We start from the raw sequence: 17,389 nt of genomic DNA on the forward strand, positions 1-17,389 counted from the left end.
TGATGGCAAACGGCGCTTACGCCTATGCGACGCTGGTGACCAATGGTGACTATGCGATGGGGGCAACCGCACTTGTGCGGTCGCTGAAACTGACGGGCACAAACGCCGATATCGTCGTGCTTCATACGGGTGGTGTTGGTAGCCGGGAACTGGAGCCGCTGGCAGAGCTCGGGGCGCGACTGGTCAAGGCCGAGCTTCTCGACACGTCGCCGGAGTTCAACGCCCGCCATCAGCGTGACCGGCTGCATGCCAATGCGCCCTTCACCAAGGGCAACAAGCCGGCCTTCCATACGCCGCTCGACAATTTCGCCAAGCTGCGTCTCTGGCAGTTGGTTGAATATGAACGTGTCGTGTTCATCGATGCCGATGCGGTGGTGGTGCGCAATATCGACCGGCTTTTCGGTTATCCGGAATTCTCGGCTGCACCCAATGTCTATGAGGGTCTCGGCGACTTCCATCGCATGAATTCCGGCGTCTTCGTCGCGCATCCGAGCGAGGAAACATTCTCGCGGATGATGGCGATGCTGGATGCGCCTGACGCCTTCTGGCGGCGTACCGATCAGACCTTCCTGCAGGCCTTTTTCCCGCAGTGGCACGGCCTGCCGGTCTTCTTCAACATGCTGCAATATGTCTGGTTCAACCTGCCGGAACTGTGGGACTGGCAATCGGTGCATGTGGTGCACTACCAATACGAAAAGCCCTGGCAGAAGGACCACCCGAAAGCCGATGCGCTGAAGCCGCTGATCGATCTCTGGCAGGCCTATTTCACCGGCGAAAACCTGCCGGATATCGACCTGCTGGCCAATCCGCGGGCCCGACGGTGACACAGCCACACAGCGTTGTGACAGGCGGCACCGGCTATGTGGGGCGGTTCATCGTGGAGGTGCTGCTTGAGGCAGGTCACAGGGTCACCGTTATGGGGCGTCGCGCGCCCGCGCCCGATCTGTTTTCCCGCCATGTTGGCTACGCGCCGCTGTCATTGGAGCCGGAGGCTGTGCGCGAGCAAGGGGTGCCGCACTGCGACAACCTCGTGCACTGTGCATTCGACCATCTGCCCGGACGTTATCGCGGCGGGGAAGGGGATGATCCGCAAGGCTTCGAGCGGCGCAATCGCGACGGCTCCCTGGCTCTGTTTGAAGAGGCAAGGCAGTGCGGCGCGAAGCGGGCGGTCTTTCTTTCGACGCGAGCCGTCTATGGGACGAAGGCCGGGGGCAAGACGCTTGGCGAGGACGAACCTCTCGAACCGGAAACGCTCTATGGCGTGGTGAAACGCGACGTGGAGGCCGGGCTTAGCGCGATGGGGACCAAGGAATTCATCACCTCCAGTCTTCGCGTCACCGGGGTCTATGGCAGTGCGCGTGCGGGCGGGGAGCACAAATGGAGCGCGCTTTTCTCGCAGTTCCTGAATGGTGAGGCGATCGAGCCGCGCGTGGCAACGGAAGTCCATGGGAAAGATGTCGCTGCTGCCGTTCGCCTGATGCTGGAGGCGCCAGGTGCGGCGATATCCGGGCAGGCATTCAACGTTTCCGATCTGCTGCTGGACCGGCGGGATCTGCTTGCCATCGTGAAGGAGAAAGCCGGACGGGAAGGACTTGTCCTGCCGGAGCGCGGTGATGCTTCAGCCGTTAACGCGATGGAAACCGGGAAGCTTCATTCCCTCGGTTGGGTGCCCGGCGGATGGCATTTGCTGGAAAAGTCCGTCACCGAGATGTTGGCTCACGGCTTCACTTGAGAGGATGAATCAAGCGGGTCAGAACGTGATTCAGGTTCTTTTCGAGATGATTCCGCTGTTTCGTTCAAGCTGTTGAAAATTATCGCAAATAGCAAGTCCGGATGCGGGTCTTCCGCGTCCGGACTTGCTGCTGCACATCCCCCCGCATGAGGAGATGGAAAGGGCATCGCTTCACTTAGAAGGTGTGGAAGCGATAGATATAGACGGGAATTCCGCTGTCATCATTGTAGGCTTCACCATTGCTCGAAGCCTCGGCAGTCGATGCGGAACCGTCGTCATTGCTTCCACCGGACGATCCGGCAGTGGTGGACGCAGTTGTCGTTTCATCCAGCATCCTGCTCTGCGCCTGATCGTATTCATCGCGCGTGATCGAGCCGCTGGCATCGCCATCAAGCTTGTCGAAGTTCGCCGAAGCCCAGTCCTCGTTCATGCCCGATTGCGGCGAACGCTCGGACCATTCCGCGGTGTCGACAATGTCGTCATTGTTCTTGTCGAGTGCGTTGAAGGTGACGGCGGAGCGTGCTGCTGCCTCATCCTCGCTCATGCCGGAGAGCGTGGTTTCGTCCTCGTCCGGCGTAAGCCAGACATAGCGGCGCAAGACCAGCACAGCGTCGCTTTCCTCGCCCTGGGCGCTTGCCGCAGCCTGTTCCTGGTCGCCACGCATTGCGGCGTCATCTCTGGTTTCCGACGCGGCTGTTGTCGTGGTGTCATCGCCTTTCATTTGCGTGGAGATGTCACCGCTGTTGCGATCCCAGGCTTCCTTGGCGGCTTGACGGAACTCCTCGCGGTCCAGTTCGCCATTCGCATTTGCATCAACCTCGGCAAAGTTCTCCTTGTTTCGGTCAGCCTCGGCGGCGGTCTGACCTCCGGTGCGGGTCATGCAGTCCACATATTCCGTCTTGGTGATTTCGCCATTGCCATCCGCATCAAGCTCGCCGAAGCGGGTCTCCATCATGCCGGTCGCTTCGCTCTTGGAAACGAAACCGTCATCATTGCCGTCAATGCTGTGCCAGGGTGTGTCACAGTAGCCGGGGGAATTGGGCGTCGCGTTTGCGGTCGGGTTGGTGGTGTCCTGAGCATGGGCAGCGAATGCCAGGCCGGACACGGCGGCGGCAAATGCCGTCTTCTTGAGAAGATTGTTCATGTCTCACTCCCTTGGAATTTGTCGAAGCGGGCAAATCCCGTCTTCGCCCTCCCAACAGGAGAGGGGCGGCTGTGTTCCAGAAAATCCGCAGCTTGTTAGAAAGCGTGAACGAAGTTCAGCGATCAGTTGACGCTTCGTCGCCTGAGGGCTACCGCAAATGAAGGTCACAGCAATTCGGGGTGGTCGTGATGGCGGATGAAGCAACGAGCAGCAATGAACAGCCGGATGGCGAACTGACACTGCGCACGCTTGCCATGCCGGGTGATGCCAATGCGGCCGGCGACATATTCGGCGGATGGGTGATGGCGCAGATGGATCTGGCCAGCGGCATACGCGCCGCCGAGCGGGCCCGGGGTCGCGTCGTAACTGCTGCCGTGAAAGAGATGTCATTCGAGCGACCGGTGAAGATAGGCGACACGCTGTGCATCTACACCAAGATCAATTCCATCGGCAGAACCTCGATCAATCTGCGGGTCGAGGCCTGGGCGCAGCGCTATCTGCATCAGGGGCGCGTGAAGGTCACGCAGGCCGATTTCATCATGGTTGCGCTGGACGAGACGGGCAAACCCATGCCCGTTCCGCCGGAAGACTAAGGTCAAGGCAGCGCGTTCAGTCGCTGTCGGCTTCCATGCTCTCATTGCCGTCCTGAGAGGGCAGGCGGGTTGCCAGAACCTGATCGATGCGTCGGCCGTCCATATCCACGATTTCGAAGCGCCAGCCTTCGGCTTCCACCTTCTGGCCCGTGCGCGGCAATTGCTGAAAATGGGTCAGCAGATAGCCCGCAAGGGTGGAATAGTTTCGCTTCACGGGCAGGGTGATGCGCAGATGGTCGGCAGCCTCATCGGCTGGAAGCGTGCCCGGCAGGAGCCATGAACCATCCTCGCGCTCCACGATCTGGCGGTCGCCTTCATCGAGATCGGCACGGAAGACGCCTGCGATGGCCTCCAGAATGTCGGTGGGGGTGATCACACCCTCGAATGTGCCGTACTCATCATGGACCAGCGCCATGGGCACATCAGCATCACGCAGCAGTGCCAGCACATCGAGCGCGCCGGTATTGTCGTGCACCACGGGTGCACGCTTCACATAGTCCCCGATCGTAACCTGCGGGTCGGACAGGCGTGCGGCCAGAACCTCGCGCACCCGCAGCACGCCCGTGGCATTGTCCAGCGAGGCGCTGGCGGCAGGAAGGAAGGAATGGGTGGCATCGCGAAGCGAGCGTGCCTGATCGTCCTCATCGGCATCCGTGTTCAGCCATTCCACGTCATTGCGCGGGGTCATGATCGCGCGGGCATTGCGGTCGGCAAAGCGCATGACGCCTGAGATCATGCGGCGTTCGTCGGTGGCGATGGTGCCGGAATGTTCGGCTTCGGCGATCAGCGTGCGGATTTCCTCGTCGGTTACACGCTGGCTCTGTTCGCTGTCCTGGCCGAGCAGCATCATGACACCGCGCTGCGACACGTCCAGAAGCCAGACAAGCGGCATGGCGATCCTGGCAATGAAGGACATGATCGGCGCGACCTTGATCGCGATGCCTTCCGCATTCTTGAGTGCAAGCTGCTTTGGCACCAGTTCGCCGATGATGAGCGAGAAATAGGTGATGAGGGCCACCGTCAGTCCCACGCCGACCGGATTGGCAATGGATGGTTCGAAACCGAGCGAGGCCAGCCAGTTGGACAGGCGCACACCCAGCGTTGCGCCCGAAACCGCACCGGAGGATACGCCCACAAGCGTGATGCCGATCTGCACCGTGGACAGAAAACGACCCGGGTCGGCCGACAGTTTCAGCGCGCGGGCGGCACCCTTGTCGCCCTTGTCGCGGCGCGCCTTCAGGCGTGCGGGGCGTGCCGAGACAACGGCGAGCTCCGACATGGCCATGAAGCCATTGAAGAGGATGAGGACGAAAAGGATTGCGAGCTCAAGGAAGACCATGTGCGTTTATCTAGCACCCGCTCAAGGGGAAGGCGAGGGAGCAGGTGCAATTCGCTCAACCTATTTGCATGCCACATAGCCATTGCGGCGCGGCTTCAGGTCGAAATGAAAGTGGTCGGCATGGTCGGCATTGTAGCCGGGGCCGAGCACGGTGCTGAAATAATCGCACCCTTCCGAGCGGACCTTGTTGAGGAGGCTTTTTTCGCGGAAGGCAAAGAAGCCCGGTTTCGCGACATCCAGATATTTGCCGTTGTTGAGTTCGATCGCCATCACATCCAGCGCGTTGCCGGTCGAGTGCTCGGAAGCGACGCTGGTGCCGGCGATGCGGCGGCAGGAATAGCTGGAGCCCTGCTTGATTTTCGAAATGCCGGAGAGATAGCGCGTGCGTGCGGCTGGCGCGAGTTCGTTCTTGGTCCAGCGGGCAAAGGTCAGGGCCATCTGGCAGTTGAGCGTGGCTGAGGGACTCATCTCGATGCCGCCGGACAGGCTGGAGACTTCCACCGGATAGGCGATGCCACAGGATCCGCCATCATTGATTGGTGCCAGGTCGCGGTATTTCACGCCAAGGCGCTTGAGCTGGCGGCGGCAGGAGGCTTCCTCGGCGGGCATGGCCGAACTGTCCGAGCGCGGCAGGTTGAAACGGGGATAGGCCATCATCATCGGGTTGGACGGGACGAGATTGCGCAAACCTCTGCCGGAAGAGACGGACGCGGTCCTGGTCGTGCCGATATCGATGTCGGGACGCATGACGGCATCCACCGAGCAGGCAGTCAGGGCAGGCAGTGCGAAAAAGCCGACCACGCAGCCAAAGCGAATGAACATCTGGCGCGAGACCCGCCGCTTACGCATGTTGCCGAACACGATAAAATCCCCATCTGACCTGCCGTCAAAGATGCACGGCACCTTCTTCGCGGATGTCCCGGTCCGCCTGATGAAGATTGTTATAATGACGAAGAGTAAATGAATGCTCTTCGCGTAATTTTACCTTTCAGGCGAAGATGTGGCAGATCACTTGCACCAGGTGGAGCCGTTGGAACGCTCACGCATGTCGAAATGGAAGTGGTCGGCATGGTCGGCGTCGCTGCCCGGTCCGAGCACGGTCTTGAATATGCCGCACGCCTTCGACTGGATCGACTTCAGGAATTTGCGCTCCGCGCTTGCGCGATAGCTTCTCACATCGATCCTGCGGCCATCGGACAGGGTGAAGCGGGAGATGTCCAGCGCGTTTCCATAGGCGTGCTCGGAGAGGCGCTTCTGTCCGTTGCGCCTGCGGCAGACATAGCCTGACGCGTTGCGAATGCGGGCAATCGGCGCGCCAAGATGCGCGAGTGCGGTCTTCTGGCCGGTGGTCTGCATCAGCAGGGCGGCTGCGCGCGCGGTCTGGCAGTTAATGATCGCTGCAGGCGCAACCGCAATATGAGGCGACAGTGCGGTTACCTTCAGGGGATGGGGCAGGGAACAAGCGCCGGGCGCCTTGACGGGTGCGGCAGGCGTGTAGGCCACCTTCAGGCGATCCAGATCGCGCCTGCAGGCGGCTTCATTGGCAGGAAGCGACAGGCTTGCCGGTGCGGGCCTGGGAGTTGCCGGGCGCGGATAAGGTACAGGTGCTTCCTGCGGCAGGGTAACGGAAGCGGCCGGAGCCGGCGAAACGGGTGCAATGGCCGCCATGGCAATAGACAGCAAAATGGGGCGCAGCATCATCAAATCTTCCCGGTTCAAATAACAGAACCTGGACCATGCACCCGGAATTGAGCCTTTTTATGCCCCGATCTGCTCGAGGGCGTCGTCCAGCCAGTCGCCCAGCATCGGCATGGAAAGGAGATAACCTGCCAGCCGCTTGTTGATGCGGCTTGCGGCAGCCGCGCGCGCATCTGCCAGTTCGCTCGCCTCGAAATCGGCGCGGCCGATCAGCGCCAGTGCGAGAAGATCGGTTGCCTCGTCCACATTGAGATCGGCGACAAGTTCCCTGAACTCGGCTTCGGTGAGGTCGTCTTCCTCTTCTTCGGCAAGTCCGCCATGCTGATGGGAGTCCTTGCCATCACCGGTGATTTCGATTTCGTGCTCGTGCCCGTCCTCATAGTCATCATTGACCGCGGCGCTGAGCATGCGCGCCTTTGCTGCCAAGAAGCGGACAGTGTCGGGATCGATTGACAGATCCCATTCCTTTGCGGGCCGGCTGCGTATCACCTCAAACCCTCCTCACGGGTTGCGATCATAGCGCAAATGGAAGGCTTTGGCTGCAGCGTCGCGATTTACTCCGCCGGTGCAGGGCGGCGGCCTCTCAGGAGAGGCGGGACGATCTCGACGATGAGTATGGCCGCGAAGATGAGGGCACAGCCAACGAGGCCGGCGGCAGGGATGCGCTCGGCGAGGAATATCGCGGCGAATGCGGCTGCGAAGACGGCTTCGGTCGAAAGGAAGATCGCGGCCTGCGGTCCGGTCGTGTAGCGCTGGCCGACGACCTGGAGCGTGAAGGCGATACCCCCGGAAAAGATGCCTGCATAAAGGATCTCGGGAGCTGCAGCGAGGATGGCGTTCCACTCGATGGGTTCGATGAACAGCGCGACTGCGAGTGCAATGACGGCGGTGACTGCGAATTGTGACACGGCAAGGGTAACCGGACGGCCCGTATGGCTTGCCGAGCGCGCAATGAGAAGCACCTGGCAGGCCCAGAATGCCGCGCACAGGATGGTCAGCCAGTCACCGATGGCAAGCGATATCGCGCCGCCGCCCGAAAGCAGCCAGATGCCGACGAGTGCCAGCATGGCCGACGGCCAGACCACGGGGTGGGGAAACTGCCGGAACAGGATGACGCCGAAAAAGGGCACCATCACCACGTAAAGGCCGGTGAGAAAGCCGGAATTGGTGACGCTCGTGGTCAGCAGGCCCACCTGCTGGGACGCCATCCCGCCAAAGAGCAGGACGCCGATCAGAGCGAAGTTGCGCCAGTCGGCGGATACGAGCTTGTGTTCCGCCTGTCTGCCTTCGCGCAGCGCAAAGGGCAGCATGGACAGGGTGGCGATCGCAAAACGCAGGCCAATGAAAAGGAATGGTCCGATGGCCTCCATGGCCGTCGACTGGGCGACAAAGCCCATGCCCCACATCGCGCCGGATGTCAGCAGCAGCATGTTTGCCTGGAAGCGGGTCATGGATGTTCACCTGTCATTGCATTCGGGCTTTGCAATGGCGAAGGCAAAGCGACATGGCAAGGGCTGAATCTGCGCCAGCGCATGCGGGTTCTTGGGCCAGGACCAGTGCCGTTGGACCAGCGCAGTCGCAAGCGGTATTCCCGCCCGCTTCCGATGACTCTCCCGGCTTGCCAAAAAATTTAGTGAAAATTCCTTTTGCCTTGCTTATATTCGTCCGGTTCGTGACTGGCGGTTCCGCAAGCAATTGGGCTTTCGGACCGTTTTCTTTTTGTCTTGCTGAAGGCGGAAGGTGCTTTGTCCGAGGGGGCGAAGACCGCCGTACTTACGGCATGGAAAGGTGGTGTAGGATGAACAAGGTCCCGATGACTTTGTCCGGTTTCGATGCGCTCAAGGAAGAGCTGCGCTGGCGCCAGCAGGAAGAGCGCCCGCGCATCATCGAAGCGATTGCCGAGGCGCGCGCCCATGGCGACCTTTCGGAAAATGCCGAATATCATGCAGCCAAGGAAGCGCAGAGCCTGAACGAAGGCCGCGTGAGCGAGCTTGAGGATTACCTTGCGCGCGCGGAAGTCATCGACGTCAAGAAGCTTTCCGGCGACACGGTGAAGTTCGGCGCGACGGTTGTCCTGGTGGACGAGGATACCGAGGAAGAGAAGACCTATCAGATCGTTGGCGATCAGGAAGCCGATGTGAAGTCAGGCAAGATCTCCATCTCGTCTCCCATCGCACGCGCGCTGATCAGCAAGTCTGTAGGCGATTCAGTCGAGGTGAATGCACCCGGCGGCGCGCGCGGCTACGAGATCGTCGAAATCCGCTTCGGCTGATTGGCGGGGTTGCGGCCATGCCCGATTTGCCGGATGGCAGGGCCGCGGCAGCGCGCGTGGACATGCGCGATGTCGTTGTGGTCGCTCCCAACTTCAAGAAGCGCCTTTCAGGCGTAACCAGCACCATCATTCAGCTTGTGCCGTTCCAGGCGCGCGATCTTGGTATCGCCGCGCTGGGACCGGGCCTGCCCGATGACCTGCCCAAGATGCGCTGGTGGCAGGTGCCGGCCCTGCTGCGTCGTCCGCGTGGCAAGCGATTTCGCATCTGGCATGCGCGGCGCAATACGGAAATGATTGGCGGGCTGGTGTTGCGCCATCTGTTCCGCGCACCGATGCGCCTCGTGTTCACTTCGGCCGCACAGCGCGATCACAAGCCGTTCACGCGGTGGCTGATCCGCCGTATGGATTCGGTCGTGGCAACAAGCAGTCGTTCCGGCGCTTTCCTGAAGGTGCCGCACAGGGTGGTGCGCCACGGGGTCGATCTCGACCGTTTTCATCCCCCGCGCGGGGCCGATGATGAATGGACTTCTTCCGGTCTGCCAGGAACCTATGGCATCGGCTGCTTCGGACGCATCCGGCACCAGAAGGGCACTGATCTCTTCATCGATGCCATGATCGAGCTGTTGCCGCGCCATCCGGAATGGTGTGCGGTCGTGCTGGGGCGAGTGACGGCCGACAATCGCGCTTTTGCAGATGAATTGAAGGAACGGGTGAAACGTGCCGGGCTTGAGCAGCGTATCGTGTTTCTCGGGGAGGTTCCCGACGCACGACCCTGGTATCGGCGTATCACGCTTTGCGTGGCGCCATCACGCAATGAAGGTTTCGGCCTGACGCCCCTTGAGGCGATGGCATCGCAAACCGCGGTCGTTGCAAGCGATGCGGGTGCCTATGCGGAACTGGTTGGCGAAGGGAAGACCGGCAGCATCACGCCGGCTGGCGATGGAGAAGCGCTGACGCGCGCAATTGAAGCTTACCTCGCCGATCCCGCCAAGGCTGAAGCGCACGGACAAGCGGGGCTGGAGCATGTGCGCGCGCATTTCGCCCTGGAGCGGGAGGCGCAAGGGCTGCGAGAGGTTTACGAGGAGCTTTGGCAGGGATGACCCGCACCGCCATCATCGTTGCGCGCGACAATGCCTATGGCCTGACACAGGACACGACGCTGCTCGCCGCGGCGCTTGAAGCGGCAGGTCTGAGCGTGGTGGCAAAGCGCCCGCGTGACCGGCGGCTGATTGATCGTGTATTGCGTCGAAAGCAGGCGGATCTGGTATTTCACATGGAGCGGGTCTTTCCCGCATGGGCAGGTGCCGGGTCGTACAACATTCTGGTGCCGAACCAGGAGCGCTTTCCACGTCGTCACGTAAAGCGGCTTGGGCGGATAGATCTCGTCTGGGCAAAAACCGAGCATGCGCGGGAGGTGTTTTCCGGTCTGGGAGCGAAGGCGGAATATTGCGGCTTTGCTTCACCCGATCGCCATCTTCCACGGTGCGAAAAGAACTGGCGGCGCTTTTTCCACCTGGCAGGCGGCAGCACCTTGAAGGGCAGCGAGGACGTGCTTGCGCTCTGGGAACGGCATCCGGAATGGCCCGAACTGGTTCTCGTCCAGAAGGCGGACAATGCGCCCCGGCATGTGCCTGCAAATGTAACGCTTCATTCGGGATATCTCACCGATGAAGAGCTGCGCATATTGCAGAATGAATGCGGCATCCATCTATGCCCGTCACGGTCGGAAGGGTGGGGGCATTACATATTCGAGGCGATGAGCTGCGCGTCAGTGCCGATCGTCACCAATGCCCCGCCGATGAACGAGCACGCATCCGGGAAGAACGCCATGCTGGTGGAGACGGAGCGCAGCGAGCCGCGTCACCTGGGCGTCAATTTTTTCGTCAGCCGGAGCGCGCTGGAAGCGAGTATCGAAGCGGCGCTCCTGGCAGATGAGGAAGTCCTTGCAGCCAAAGGTCAGGAAGCGCGCCGGACATTTCTCCAGCTTGGCCAGAGCTTCCATGCGCGCGTTGCCGATCTGCTCGCTGGTGAGACACCATAACGCATCACTGAAGCCGCAATCAGTCCCGAATCGTCCCATAGCGCTTGCGTTGCGGGGGCGACGGAAGAGAGGGACTGATGCCGTTGCTTGTCGACGCCACGGGCGTCTTGAACTGGGGCGCGCAGCCGCCAACGGGAATTCAACGCGTGGAGTTTGCACTCTGCAAGGCTGCTCTTGAGGACAAACGCGCAAACCTCGTGGCCTTCGATCGGGGCAGCGGTTATTTCGCTCCGCTCACGGATCGCGAACGCGACTATCTGCGCTACATTGTCGATGGATGCTGGGAAGAGTATGGCGATTTGCGGCAGGCGCAGTGGCGCTTTGCGGATCTGCAGCTCAAATATTTCTCCAATGAGGGTGCAAGACGGCTGGCAGCTTCGCTGACGGGCAAGCGCAGCGGTGCTTGCTATTCGCTCTTCAAAACAGTCATTCGGTTTGCACAGTGGATTGCTCTTGCTGCGCGGCGAGTGGGGGCAGGTTTTGCCGTGCTGGTGCGAAAGCCTAGTGCCCATGACATAAGTCGCCTCGTTCTGCTGTGCCATCACACCAACCGCAAACGGGGGCTGGACAAAGCGTTGCGGGCCTGTGATCTGAAGCCGGTCTTCCTCATACATGATGTCATTCCCGTCACTGATCCGGAACTTGCAGCGCCGCATGTGGTGCGCAGCATGCGGGGCCTGTTCGAGCGCGTGATGCTGCGGGAAGAGCGCATTATCGCCATCTCCCACGCCACGCGTGATGCCTTGCTGCAGTGGAATGACGCGGCGTTGAGAACCCCATATCGCAGGGAAGTGCCTGTCGCCCGGCTAGGAGCGGCGTTGCTCGATATCGATGGTGCCGACGCGCCAGTCGTCGCGCTTGAGGACCGGCCTTTTGCGCTCTACTGCTCGACATTCGAGAAGCGGAAGAACCACCCGTTTCTCCTCGAGGTCTGGCAGAGGCTCATTGAAACACATGGCGACAGTGTTCCGCACCTGGCGCTGGTGGGACGGCCATCCAACACATTTGCCCAGGTGCAGCGAATGCTGGTCGCAGCCCCGGCATTGGCGGCCAAGGTTCATCTGCTGACCGATCTGGGTGATCCTGAATTGCGCTGGGCTTACCGCAATGCTCGGTTCGGTCTCTTTCCATCAAGTGCCGAAGGCTGGGGGCTGGGCGTGGCGGAATGTCTGGCAAACGGATTGCCGGTTCTTCATTCCAATGTTCCGGCCCTGAATGAGGCGGCGCAGGACCTCATGCCAGCGCTCGATGTGTGTTCCCACGATGACTGGGTGCGGGCGATCGGCGGGATACTTTGCGAGGACAAACTTGACGAGTTACGGAGCAGGGCGGGGCAGTACAGGCGCGGTGGCTCCAACGCGTTCGCGAATGAGGTCTTTGCGCATATGGAGGCAATCGCCGCAGGCGAAGACGCTGCCTCACGGGCCGTCGATATTCACCAGCCCCTCATCCTTGACCTGGCGAATGGTCAAGGCAGTGCGAACCGTGTCGACATTGGGGGCTGACGTCAGCTCCTCAATGACGAATGTCTGAAAGGTGGAGAGGTCCGGTGCCACGCAGTGGAGCATGAAGTCGGAATCGCCCGACACCATCCATGCACGTCGCACGATCGGCCAGTGACGCGAGCGATCGGCAAAGGCCTTCAGTTCCGTTTCCGACTGGTGATGGAGCCCGATAAGGCAAAAAGCCACGACATCGAAGCCGAGGGCAGGGCTGTTCAAAAGCGCGCGATAGCCCCTGATGATGCCCGACTCTTCGAGACGCTTCACGCGCCGCAGGCAGGGCGGAGCGGAGATGCCGACCCTGCGGGAGAGTTCGACGTTGGTGATGCGTCCGTCCTTTTGAAGTTCGCGCAGAATCTTCCAGTCGATTGCATCAAGTTCCGCTCTAACCGGCATTCCACAGCTCCCAAAGGATCGTTGCGCACGAATCTGTCGCGTTTGTGAAATAAAACTACTTCATTTGGGGGTTGAGGCCAAGCTTGTTGCGCGCCAAAGCGGTGGGCTGGGCGATCCGGTTAGAGGCAGTGCAGCTGTTCCACAAAGGCTGAAACTGTTGGAAAACGGTTCTTCGCCTTGCATCCGGGGGTGTGGAATAATTAGATCGGTTCGAACACGGGCGGCGCGTTGCCGCGACAACAAGGAATGACGATCATGACCAGCCGACACGCACCCGTTCTCATCATCGGATCGGGGCCTGCCGGATATACGGCAGCCATTTATGCGGCGCGTGCCATGCTGAAGCCGATGCTCGTTGCGGGCATGGAACAGGGTGGCCAGCTCATGATCACCACGGAAGTCGAAAATTATCCGGGTTTTGCCGAACCCGTTCAGGGGCCGTGGCTGATGGACCAGATGCGCCAGCAGGCGGAGAATGTCGGCACGGAACTGGTTCACGACCTGATCGTGGATGTGGACGTGTCGCGGCGGCCATTCAGGCTTACCGGCGACTCCGGCACGGTTTACACTTGTGATGCATTGATCATCGCGACGGGCGCCAAGGCCAAGTGGCTCGGGCTCCCCTCGGAGCAGACCTTCATGGGCTTTGGCGTTTCCGCCTGTGCGACCTGCGACGGGTTCTTCTATCGCGGCAAGGAAGTGGTGGTCGTCGGCGGTGGCAACACGGCCATCGAGGAGGCGCTCTATCTGGCCAATCTGGCCTCGAAGGTTACAGTCGTGCATCGTCGCGACGAGTTCCGCGCGGAACGCATCCTTCAAGAGCGCCTGCTGCAGAAGGAGAATGTCGAGGTTCTCTGGGATACGGTGGTGGACGAGATTACCGGCGAGCCGCCGAAGCCTCCGCTTCCGGGATCCGTCACCGGCGTGAAGTTGCAGAACATCAAGTCGGGTACGGTCAGCGAACTCAAGACCGACGGCGTGTTCGTGGCCATCGGGCACGCGCCGGCGGTGGAGCTTTTCGTGGGCAAGCTGAAGCAGAAGCCGAATGGCTATCTGTGGACCGAGGCCAATTCCACCAAGACCGACGTGCCAGGTGTCTTCGCGGCAGGTGACGTCACGGACGACATCTACCGGCAGGCGGTGACGGCAGCCGGGCTTGGCTGCATGGCAGCACTGGAAGCTGAAAAATATCTGGCCGAAATGGAGGCGATTTCGGAAGCGGCGGAATAAACCATAAGGCTGAGCGCCACGGCCATATAAGAGGGGAACAAGGCCTTGGACTGGGATAAATTGCGTGTGTTCCATGCAGCGGCTGCTGCAGGGTCCTTCACTCATGCGGCAGAAGCCTTGCATCTGTCGCAGTCGGCCATCTCGCGCCAGGTGAGTGCGCTGGAGCAGGAAGTAGGCGTGCCGCTGTTCCACCGTCACGCGCGCGGACTGGTGCTGACCGAGCAGGGGGACATCCTCTATCGCGCAGCGCATGAAGTGCTGATGAAGCTTGAAAGCGTGAAGGTGCGGCTTTCGGAGACGAAGGACCGACCGTCCGGGCTTTTGAAGGTCTCGACCACGGTGGGCCTCGGCACGGGCTGGTTGACCGAGCGTATCCCAGAATTCGGCGAGCTTTATCCTGATATTCAGCTGCAGCTGATCCTCGACAATGAGGAACTGGATCTGACCATGCGGCAGGCAGATTGCGCCATCCGCATGCGCCAGCCGCAACAGCCCGACCTGATCCAGCGCAAGCTTTTCACGGTGCATTTCCACCTGTTTGCCTCGCCCGACTATGTGAACCGGTTCGGCAAGCCTTCATCTATCGACGATCTGGACCGCCACCGTATCGTGACATTTGGCGAGGCAGTGCCTGCGCATCTGAGCGACATGAACTGGCTGGAGACGGCCGGCCGGCCCGAAGGCTCAAAGAGAGCAGCTGCCCTTCAGATCAACAACATCCTGTCCATAAAGCTGGCGGTGCAGCGTGGCGCCGGGATCGCCATGCTGCCCGATTATGTGATCGCCAAGGACAGCAATCTGGTGCAGCTTCTGCCCGAGACCGCAGTGCCAAGCTTCGACACCTATTTCTGCTATCCCGACACGATGAAGAATCAGGCGAAGCTGCAGGTATTCCGCGATTTCCTTATCTCGAAGGCGCGTGGCTGGTCATTCTGACCAATATTTACACAGGTTGCGTGAAATCTGTCCTTCATCGCACCGGGCCAGATAGTGCCCTTTTCGCGCAGATTTATTGCTGCAATGCAGCAAATCGGCGGGTTTGGTAAGGATTGGTTAGTGTCATGCAAAATTGCATGGCTGAAATGCAAAAGACCGTGGTTGTTATTTAGGCAGCGAGCGCCCATATCGTAACCACTCCCGGGCGCGTTCTCCTCCCATTTGCACCCGGTGAGTGTTCCCCTCTGGAGGTTTAGCCTAACGGCACTTCCAACAACTCTTAGCCGGGTCCGCGAGATCCGGCTTTTTTTTGTCCGCAATTCAGAGCGCTTGCACCTTGTCCTGTCAAGCTGCCTTTCCGGACTTGGCCTGCGCGGCCTCAGCCTGTTTTCCCGTCAATTCCGCCAGGTGATCGAAGCGCGCGGTGTAGCTTGCCACACCAGCAGTTGCAGAACGCAGCTCGACGATCAGGCCACGCATCTCCGCTTCGGGCATCAAAGCCTCGACCTCGTCCCAACCATCCCAGCCGTCACGCGGGTTGAAGCCCAGGATCTGGCCGCGCCTTTGGGAGATTATGGCGGTGACGCGGGCCGTATGCTCGTTCGGGGTGAACACGCTTATGCGTTGAACGGGTTCCAGAAGGACCGGCTTGCATGCCGGCAGTCCTTCCTTCATTGCCGCGCGCCCGGCGACCTGGAACGCCATGTCGGAGGAATCGACGGAATGATAGGAGCCGTCTTTCAAGGTGACGCTTACATCAACGACGGGAAAGCCGAGCGGTCCTTCCTTCAGCGCGTCGCGCACGCCCGTTTCCACGGAGGGGATATATTGCTTGGGCACCACACCACCGCTGATCGTGTCGTTGAACGAGAAACCCGAACCGCGGGGAAGGGGAGCAATATCGACGACGATGTCTGCGAACTGGCCGTGTCCGCCGGATTGCTTCTTGTGGCGTGCACGTTGTGTGGTCGATCCGCGAATGCTCTCGCGATAGGGGATGGAAGGTTCGGCCAGTTCCACCTCTATCTGGAAGCGCCGTGAGAGACGTTCTGCCGCGACCTTCAGATGGATGTCGCCCTGGCCGGACAGGATCGTTTCGCTGCTTTCCTGCAGCTGTTCCATGTAGAGGCCAGGATCTTCCTGCACCAGCTTTTGCAGCGCCAGGGAAAGCTTGGCCTCGTCCTTGCGATCGACGGGACGCACCACCTGCTTGTGAACCGGGTTGGGGCACAGATGCATGTCTTCGGTATCTGCGGGCATGCGGGCGGAAGGCGTCAGCGTATCGCCGGTCTCCGCATTCTCCACCTTGCCAAGGAGCACGGTCTCGCCAGCTTCCGCTGAGGCGATTTTCTGCTGACCGCTCGCTTCCATTCTGTAAAGGCCGGAAATCCTGCCGGCGCCATCAAGCTCCAACCCGTCGGCTACCTTGCCTGACAAGCATCGCGCAAGCGTAACCTTGCCGCCATGGCTGGAGTGGATCGTCTGGAACACCTGCAGCAGGGGCGTTTGCTCATCTTCAGCGCCCAGACGTTCGCGCGTGGTGGCGATGTCGGGCACATCATGGCGAATGGCCTTCAATAGCCGCAATATGCCGTTTCCCTTGGCAGCCGCCCCGATGAGTACCGGCGTCACGCTTCCCTCGCGCAGGTCTGCCGCAAGGTCATCGAAAATGGCGTCACGTGGCGGCTCGATCTCTTCCAGCAATTGCTCCATGAGCTGGTCGTCGTGATCGGCAAGCGTTTCGAGCATCGAGAAGCGCGCCTCGACTTCGCGCGCACGGTCATCATCGGGGATGGGTGCCACTTCGCTCGGTGCATGTTCCCGGTAGACATAGGCGCGCTCCAGAGCCAGATCGATGGAGCCAATGACGATGCCGTTCTTGCGAAGCGGTATCTGGCGCAGCAGCAAGGGGATGCTGCTGACTTCCTGCAAGGTTTTCAACGTCTCACGGACGCCAAGGTCGCTGCGATCCATCTTGTTCAGAAAGAGCATGCGGGGAAGGCCCAGCGTGTCGAGCCGATGCAAGATCAGCTGCAATGCGGGAAGCTTGAAATCCGTGGCGTCGACAACCACGACAGCCGCATCCGCACAGCGCAGGGCAGGTTCTGCAAGATGCGCGAAATCAACGCTTCCGGGACAATCGACCAATGTCAGATGCTCACCCAGGAAACTGGTGGAGACGGTTCTGCACTCCACGCTCATCTCGTGTTCGATGGCTTCAGCTGAAGGTGGCGGACTGGACTGGCCTGTGGAGGGTGCCGTTTCACCGGCAATACTTCGCGCGAGGAGCGCATCGAAAAGGGTGGATTTTCCGCTGGCAAATGGTCCTACCAGCGCAATGCATTTTGGCCCCGAAGGGCGTTCTCTCAAACGATGGCCCATGCTCAACCTCCTCCCATGTCTCGCCATGAGCGGCGGCCGGCCTGGCGACCGTCGCATCCTTCAGCGGATGGCCGCTTCCAGATCGGGACATGGTCCCACGGAGCGGGCAGGTCGGCAAGTGGCG

The 17,389-nt window shown here is 60.6% G+C and carries 17 protein-coding genes; 9 read left to right on the forward strand and 8 right to left on the reverse strand.

The window, feature by feature from the left end; translation table 11 throughout:
* Positions 1 to 2: 2 nt before the first annotated feature.
* Together EL18_RS02705 and EL18_RS02710 are read left to right on the forward strand one after the other, a co-directional pair.
* On the forward strand, positions 3 to 824 hold the full coding sequence (locus tag EL18_RS02705; RefSeq protein WP_036479529.1) for a glycosyltransferase: 822 nt from the start codon (positions 3 to 5) through the stop codon (positions 822 to 824).
* Positions 821 to 1,732 carry an NAD-dependent epimerase/dehydratase family protein gene (locus tag EL18_RS02710; RefSeq protein ID WP_036479532.1) on the forward strand — a complete coding sequence of 304 codons (912 nt, stop codon included), beginning with the start codon at positions 821 to 823 and terminating at the stop codon, positions 1,730 to 1,732. The genes EL18_RS02705 and EL18_RS02710 overlap by 4 nt, the downstream gene beginning before the upstream one ends.
* A gap of 175 nt (positions 1,733 to 1,907) precedes the next feature.
* On the opposite strand, the gene EL18_RS02715 is transcribed toward EL18_RS02710, so the two are convergent.
* Entirely contained in the window at positions 1,908 to 2,876 is a 969-nt protein-coding gene (locus EL18_RS02715) for an EF-hand domain-containing protein (protein ID WP_036479535.1), read from the reverse strand.
* 188 nt (positions 2,877 to 3,064) lie between these two features.
* Here EL18_RS02715 and EL18_RS02720 point away from each other — a divergent pair, with 188 nt between their 5' ends.
* Positions 3,065 to 3,469: an acyl-CoA thioesterase gene (locus EL18_RS02720; protein WP_036479538.1), complete on the forward strand. Its 405-nt coding sequence runs from the start codon at positions 3,065 to 3,067 to the stop codon at positions 3,467 to 3,469.
* A gap of 16 nt (positions 3,470 to 3,485) precedes the next feature.
* On the opposite strand, the gene EL18_RS02725 is transcribed toward EL18_RS02720, so the two are convergent.
* The 5 genes from EL18_RS02725 to EL18_RS02745 form a co-directional block, all read right to left on the reverse strand.
* Positions 3,486 to 4,808 (reverse strand): hemolysin family protein, encoded by a 1,323-nt coding sequence (locus EL18_RS02725; RefSeq protein ID WP_036479541.1) that lies wholly within the window; start codon positions 4,806 to 4,808, stop codon positions 3,486 to 3,488.
* Between the two features lie 60 nt (positions 4,809 to 4,868).
* Positions 4,869 to 5,630, reverse strand: a complete 762-nt coding sequence (locus tag EL18_RS02730) for an extensin-like domain-containing protein (protein WP_244444570.1) — start codon at positions 5,628 to 5,630, stop codon at positions 4,869 to 4,871.
* A gap of 186 nt (positions 5,631 to 5,816) precedes the next feature.
* Entirely contained in the window at positions 5,817 to 6,509 is a 693-nt protein-coding gene (locus tag EL18_RS02735; RefSeq protein WP_036479547.1) for an extensin-like domain-containing protein, read from the reverse strand.
* Between the two features lie 57 nt (positions 6,510 to 6,566).
* On the reverse strand, positions 6,567 to 6,992 hold the full coding sequence (locus EL18_RS02740) for a DUF3775 domain-containing protein (RefSeq protein WP_036483811.1): 426 nt from the start codon (positions 6,990 to 6,992) through the stop codon (positions 6,567 to 6,569).
* Between the two features lie 68 nt (positions 6,993 to 7,060).
* Positions 7,061 to 7,957: a DMT family transporter gene (locus EL18_RS02745; RefSeq protein ID WP_036479550.1), complete on the reverse strand. Its 897-nt coding sequence runs from the start codon at positions 7,955 to 7,957 to the stop codon at positions 7,061 to 7,063.
* A gap of 347 nt (positions 7,958 to 8,304) precedes the next feature.
* Here EL18_RS02745 and greA point away from each other — a divergent pair, with 347 nt between their 5' ends.
* From greA to EL18_RS02765, 4 genes are all read left to right on the forward strand, one after another.
* A complete protein-coding gene (greA, locus tag EL18_RS02750) occupies positions 8,305 to 8,778 on the forward strand; it encodes a transcription elongation factor GreA (RefSeq protein WP_036479552.1) in 474 nt (157 codons plus the stop codon).
* 62 nt (positions 8,779 to 8,840) lie between these two features.
* Entirely contained in the window at positions 8,841 to 9,878 is a 1,038-nt protein-coding gene (locus EL18_RS02755; RefSeq protein ID WP_036483814.1) for a glycosyltransferase family 4 protein, read from the forward strand.
* Positions 9,875 to 10,819: a glycosyltransferase gene (locus EL18_RS02760; protein WP_036479555.1), complete on the forward strand. Its 945-nt coding sequence runs from the start codon at positions 9,875 to 9,877 to the stop codon at positions 10,817 to 10,819. The genes EL18_RS02755 and EL18_RS02760 overlap by 4 nt, the downstream gene beginning before the upstream one ends.
* 77 nt (positions 10,820 to 10,896) lie before the next feature.
* Positions 10,897 to 12,324 carry a glycosyltransferase gene (locus EL18_RS02765; protein ID WP_051913702.1) on the forward strand — a complete coding sequence of 476 codons (1,428 nt, stop codon included), beginning with the start codon at positions 10,897 to 10,899 and terminating at the stop codon, positions 12,322 to 12,324.
* Here the strand turns inward: EL18_RS02765 and EL18_RS02770 are convergent.
* Complete coding sequence (locus EL18_RS02770) at positions 12,238 to 12,717, reverse strand: Lrp/AsnC family transcriptional regulator (RefSeq protein ID WP_036479558.1); 480 nt, start codon at positions 12,715 to 12,717, stop codon at positions 12,238 to 12,240. The genes EL18_RS02765 and EL18_RS02770 overlap by 87 nt on opposite strands.
* A 255-nt stretch (positions 12,718 to 12,972) precedes the next feature.
* Here EL18_RS02770 and trxB point away from each other — a divergent pair, with 255 nt between their 5' ends.
* Complete coding sequence (trxB, locus tag EL18_RS02775; protein WP_036483820.1) at positions 12,973 to 13,947, forward strand: thioredoxin-disulfide reductase; 975 nt, start codon at positions 12,973 to 12,975, stop codon at positions 13,945 to 13,947.
* Between the two features lie 45 nt (positions 13,948 to 13,992).
* Entirely contained in the window at positions 13,993 to 14,883 is an 891-nt protein-coding gene (locus tag EL18_RS02780) for a LysR family transcriptional regulator (RefSeq protein ID WP_036479561.1), read from the forward strand.
* A gap of 345 nt (positions 14,884 to 15,228) precedes the next feature.
* Here EL18_RS02780 and EL18_RS02785 read toward each other — a convergent pair whose 3' ends face one another.
* Positions 15,229 to 17,265 (reverse strand): elongation factor G, encoded by a 2,037-nt coding sequence (locus tag EL18_RS02785; protein ID WP_036479566.1) that lies wholly within the window; start codon positions 17,263 to 17,265, stop codon positions 15,229 to 15,231.
* Between the last annotated feature and the right edge of the window lie 124 nt (positions 17,266 to 17,389).

It is taken from the genome of Nitratireductor basaltis (assembly GCF_000733725.1).
Lineage (GTDB): Bacteria > Pseudomonadota > Alphaproteobacteria > Rhizobiales > Rhizobiaceae > Chelativorans > Chelativorans basaltis.

Excerpts from the sequence above, each read along its gene's own strand:
- EL18_RS02705 (WP_036479529.1), top strand. The coding sequence starts at position 3 with ATGGCAAACGGCGCTTACGCCTATGCGACGCTGGTGACCAATGGTGAC.
- EL18_RS02755 (WP_036483814.1), top strand. The coding sequence starts at position 8,841 with ATGCGCGATGTCGTTGTGGTCGCTCCCAACTTCAAGAAGCGCCTTTCA.
- EL18_RS02735 (WP_036479547.1), bottom strand. The coding sequence starts at position 6,509 with ATGATGCTGCGCCCCATTTTGCTGTCTATTGCCATGGCGGCCATTGCA.
- EL18_RS02720 (WP_036479538.1), top strand. The coding sequence starts at position 3,065 with ATGGCGGATGAAGCAACGAGCAGCAATGAACAGCCGGATGGCGAACTG.
- EL18_RS02730 (WP_244444570.1), bottom strand. The coding sequence starts at position 5,630 with ATGTTCATTCGCTTTGGCTGCGTGGTCGGCTTTTTCGCACTGCCTGCC.
- EL18_RS02765 (WP_051913702.1), top strand. The coding sequence starts at position 10,897 with ATGCCGTTGCTTGTCGACGCCACGGGCGTCTTGAACTGGGGCGCGCAG.
- trxB (WP_036483820.1), top strand. The coding sequence starts at position 12,973 with ATGACCAGCCGACACGCACCCGTTCTCATCATCGGATCGGGGCCTGCC.
- greA (WP_036479552.1), top strand. The coding sequence starts at position 8,305 with ATGAACAAGGTCCCGATGACTTTGTCCGGTTTCGATGCGCTCAAGGAA.
- EL18_RS02725 (WP_036479541.1), bottom strand. The coding sequence starts at position 4,808 with ATGGTCTTCCTTGAGCTCGCAATCCTTTTCGTCCTCATCCTCTTCAAT.
- EL18_RS02760 (WP_036479555.1), top strand. The coding sequence starts at position 9,875 with ATGACCCGCACCGCCATCATCGTTGCGCGCGACAATGCCTATGGCCTG.
- EL18_RS02745 (WP_036479550.1), bottom strand. The coding sequence starts at position 7,957 with ATGACCCGCTTCCAGGCAAACATGCTGCTGCTGACATCCGGCGCGATG.
- EL18_RS02785 (WP_036479566.1), bottom strand. The coding sequence starts at position 17,265 with ATGGGCCATCGTTTGAGAGAACGCCCTTCGGGGCCAAAATGCATTGCG.
- EL18_RS02770 (WP_036479558.1), bottom strand. The coding sequence starts at position 12,717 with ATGCCGGTTAGAGCGGAACTTGATGCAATCGACTGGAAGATTCTGCGC.
- EL18_RS02715 (WP_036479535.1), bottom strand. The coding sequence starts at position 2,876 with ATGAACAATCTTCTCAAGAAGACGGCATTTGCCGCCGCCGTGTCCGGC.